Source organism: Burkholderia sp. AU30198, assembly GCF_020419825.1.
Lineage (GTDB): Bacteria > Pseudomonadota > Gammaproteobacteria > Burkholderiales > Burkholderiaceae > Burkholderia.
Genome location: NZ_JAIZSA010000046.1, coordinates 1 through 4,590, shown reverse-complemented (window position 1 = coordinate 4,590; position 4,590 = coordinate 1). Strand labels below are relative to the sequence as shown.

General features: G+C 62.7%; 2 protein-coding genes. Both read left to right on the top strand.

Features of this window, described 5'->3' with window-relative positions; genetic code table 11:
* Window positions 1-519 precede the first annotated feature (519 nt).
* Window positions 520-2,595: a molybdopterin-dependent oxidoreductase gene (locus LGN19_RS39370; protein WP_226220233.1), complete on the top strand. Its 2,076-nt coding sequence runs from the start codon at window positions 520-522 to the stop codon at window positions 2,593-2,595.
* A gap of 136 nt (window positions 2,596-2,731) precedes the next feature.
* Window positions 2,732-4,405: a long-chain fatty acid--CoA ligase gene (locus tag LGN19_RS39365; RefSeq protein WP_226220231.1), complete on the top strand. Its 1,674-nt coding sequence runs from the start codon at window positions 2,732-2,734 to the stop codon at window positions 4,403-4,405.
* The last annotated feature ends 185 nt before the right edge of the window (window positions 4,406-4,590 follow it).

The window sequence follows — 4,590 nt, the reverse complement described above, 5'->3', positions numbered from 1 at the left end:
TCCCATCCCGAACAGGACCGTGAAACGACTCTACGCCGATGATAGTGCGGATTCCCGTGTGAAAGTAGGTAATCGTCAGGCTCCTTAAGCCAGAAACCCCCGCCCGAAAGGCGGGGGTTTTTGCATTGGCGCGACGGAAATGCATGGGGGTTGGGGACGGGGGATGACATGCTCACATCACCGCGCCCAAGCGCCCCCAATTACAGCGTTCGGTTCCCAAAGAGCCGATATCATTCGCGATCCTCGGGTCTATCGATTCTATCTCCGCTCAAAACTGCAATTCCTTCATCCCCGTGGATCGGTTGGCGCCGTCGTGCACGATCCGCTTCCCATCGTCGACAACGAACACCGGGTTGGGCCATGCAAGTCTCCCCCGCGGAGGACTCACGGAACAACCGAAACTCTCCCCGCCTCCTCCAATCGCATATCGGTCGGATAACGCAGAATCCGCACGAAATGAACGCTTTATTCGGCGTGTCCACGTAAAATTTGCGAACCCCCATCTCTGCATTCAAAACGATGAACGCCGCCATTCAGGTAGCCCGGGCCGTTTGCCCGCATGATTGTCCGGACACGTGCGCAATGCGTGTGACTGTCGAAAACGGCAAGGCGATCAAGGTCACGGGCGATCCCGACCATCCGCCGACGCAAGGCGTGTTGTGCACGAAAGTCAGCCGATACGCCGATCGCGTTCATCACCCCGACCGCCTCACCGTCCCGCTCAAGCGCATCGGCGCGAAAGGGGAAGGGCGTTTCGTGCCGATCAGCTGGGACGAGGCATTCGATGAGATCGGCCGTCGTCTCGGCGAGATCGCGACGCGCTCACCGGAAGCGATCCTGCCGTACAGCTATGCCGGGACGATGGGGCTCGTGCAGGGGGAGGGCATCGCCCAGCGGTTCTTCCACAAGCTCGGCGCGTCGCGACTCGAGCGCACGATCTGCGCGGCGGCTGGTGCGGCGGGGTTGCGTTACACCTATGGCGGCAGTCTCGGCATGCACCTCGAGCATTTCGAGGAAAGCGAGCTGATTCTGATTTGGGGCGCAAACCCGATCGCGTCGAGCCTGCACTTCTGGACGCGTGCGCAGGAAGCGAAGCGCCGAGGCGCACGTCTTGTCGCCATCGATCCGTACCGTTCGCTGACTGCGGAGAAGTGCCATCAGCATATCGCTCTGAAACCCGGCACCGACGGCGCGTTCGCACTCGGCATGATGCACGTGCTGATTACCGAAAACTTGCTCGATCACGACTACATCGCCAGCCATACGCTCGGCTTCGACGCGCTCAAGGAGCGGACGATGTCCTATCCGCCAGAACGCGTTGCGCAGATCTGCGGCATCGACGCGTCGGAGCTGGTCGACCTTGCGCGTCGCTACGGCGCTACCCGCAAGGCATCGATCCGCCTCAACTACGGCATGCAGCGCGTCCGCGGCGGTGGCAACGCGGTACGCGCGATTGCAAGCCTCCCGGCGCTGACGGGCGCCTGGCGGGATCGGGCCGGCGGGCTGTTGCTCTCGTCGTCGGAATCCGCGCCGGTCAACCAGGCGGCGCTGCTGCGCCCGGACTTGATGCCGGGCTGGCCGCACACGCTGCCGCGCATCATCAACATGAACGCGATTGGCGATGCGCTGCTGCACCCGGGCGATGCAACCTTCGGGCCGAAAGTTGAAGCGGTGATCGTGTACAACTCGAATCCGGTGGCCGTCGCGCCGGATTCTTCGAAGGTCGCCGCAGGGTTCGCGCGTGACGATCTGTTCACGGTCGTTCTCGAGCATTTCAAGACAGATACCGTCGATTTCGCCGACATTGTGTTGCCGGCGACCACGCAGCTCGAGCATCTGGACATCCATAAATCGTACGGCCACACCTACGTGATGGCGAACCTGCCGTCGATTCCCCCGGTGGGAGACGCACGGCCGAATACGGAGATCTTCCGTGGCATCGCGCGCAGCATGGAGCTCGACGAGCCCGCGCTCTATCACAGCGACGAGGAGGTCGCGCGCGCGGCGCTCCGCTGGGACGATCCGGTGCTCGACAGCGATTGGGACACGCTGAAACGCGATGGCTGGCTGAAGCTCAAGCTGCCGGAGGCGCCGTTCGCTGAGGGCGGTTTCCGTACGCCATCCGGCAAGTGCGAGTTCTACAGCCCGCGGCTCGAGCAGATGGGGGTGGATCCCGTGCCCGACTACCTGCCGCCGTTCGAATCGGCCGAGGCTGCGCCCGAGCTTGCCGCGCGCTATCCGCTTGCGATGATTTCGCCGCCGGCCCGCCATTTCCTGAACAGCACGTTCGTGAACGTCGACAGCCTGCGTCATACGGAAGGCGAGCCGCACCTCGACATCCACCCGTCGGACGCCGAGTCGCGCGGCATCGCCGAGGGCGACGTCGTACGGATCTTCAACGACCGTGGATCGATGCAGGCGCTCGCGAGAATTACCGATCGCGCACGTGCCGGACTCGTCGTCGGGCTGTCGATCTGGTGGAAGAAGCTGTCACCGGACGGCCGGAACGCAAACGAGGTAACGAGCCAGGCGTTGACCGATCTTGGCAATTCGGCGACGTTTTACGATTGCCTTGTGGAAGTTGAACGCATTTGATCGAATATCCCCGTATGATCAGACGATTTGCCACGGAAGTTCGAAGTGGACATCTAACCCTGTTGTCTCGGGACGGGCGAGCCGTTACGATGCGTTTTAGCACGACCATTCGAAAATCTGTGAGGAGACGCGCAGTATGGACAAAATTTGGCTGAAATCGTACCCACCCGGCGTTCCAGCCGAAATTGACGCGTCTCCTTATCCCTCTGTCCCGGACCTGCTCGACGAAAGCTTCCGGCAGTATCGCGACCGCACGGCGTTCGTCTGCATGGGCAAGGGCATCACGTACGGCGAACTCGACAAGCTGTCGCGCCAGTTCGGCGCGTGGCTGCAATCGCGCGGGCTTGCGCGCGGTGCGCGCGTCGCGATCATGATGCCCAACGTGCTGCAGTATCCCGTGGCGATCGCCGCGGTACTGCGCGCAGGCTACACCGTCGTCAACGTCAATCCGCTCTATACGCCGCGCGAGCTCGAACACCAGCTGAAGGACAGCGGGGCGGAGGCGATCGTCATCCTCGAGAATTTCGCGTCGACGCTGCAGGCTGTCATCGAGAAGACGGGCGTCAAGCACGTCGTCGTCGCATCGATGGGCGATCTGCTGGGCATCAAGGGCTGGCTCGTCAACTACGTCGTGCGCAACGTGAAGAAGATGGTGCCTGCCTGGCAGCTGCCGTCGTTCACGCGCTTCAAGGCCGCGCTGTCGGAAGGCGCGCGGCAGGCATTCAAGGCGCAGAAGATCGGCCCCGACGACGTGGCGTTCCTGCAATACACGGGCGGTACGACCGGCGTGGCGAAGGGCGCGACGCTGCTGCACCGGAACATCGTGTCGAACGTGCTGCAGGCGGGCGCCTGGCACCATCCGGCTCATGAGAAGTATCCGGAGGTGAAACAGTTCGTGACCGTTGTCGCGCTGCCGCTGTATCACGTGTTCGCGCTGACCGTCTGCGGCTTCCTGACGATGCGTACCGGTGGCATGGGCATCCTGATCCCGAACCCGCGCGACATCGCCGGCATGATCAAGGAACTGAAGGGCTACCAGATCTCGACGATCCCGGCGGTCAACACGCTGTACAACGCGCTGCTGAACCACCCGGAATTCAATCAGCTCGACCTGTCGAAGCTCGTGATCGCCAACGGTGGCGGCATGGCGATCCAGGAGGGTGTCGCGAAACGCTGGTTTGAAAAGACCCATACGGCGATCATCGAAGGCTACGGGCTGTCCGAAACGTCGCCGGTGGCGACCTGCAACCCCGTGACGGCGACCGAGTACAGCGGGACGATCGGCCTGCCGCTGCCGTCGACCGAAGTGGCGATTCGCGACGACGCCGGCAACGACGTTGCGCTCGGCGAACCCGGGGAGATCTGCATCCGCGGGCCGCAGGTGATGGCCGGCTACTGGAACCGGCCGGACGAGACCGCGAAGGTCATGTTCGCGGACGGCTTCTTCAAGACGGGCGACGTTGGCGTGATGGATGCGCGAGGCTACGTGAAGATCGTCGACCGGAAGAAGGACATGATTCTCGTGTCGGGCTTCAACGTGTATCCGAACGAAGTCGAGGACGTGGTGTCGTCGCACCCGGGCGTGTTCGAGGTGGCGGCGGTCGGCGTGCCTGACGAGCACTCCGGCGAGGCCGTGAAGCTGTTCATCGTGAAGAAGGATCCGGCGCTCACCGACAAGGACATCCTCGCCTACTGCAAGGAGCGGCTCACCGGCTACAAGCGGCCGAAGCTGGTCGAGTTCCGTACGGAACTGCCGAAGACGAACGTCGGCAAGATCCTGCGGCGCGAACTGCGCGACGGACGCGCGTAACGGCGCGCTCGATCGAACGAACGGAAAAGCCCGGCTTGTGCCGGGCTTTTTTGTTTGCGGTGACCCATCCTGAAATAGGTTGACACTTTTTCGCCGAGGCGAGGAGGTGCCAGATGGAGCAAGGGATCAAGCGGACGCAGCGGGACTACAGCCTGGCTTTTAAGCTGTCGGTGGTGGTGCAAGTC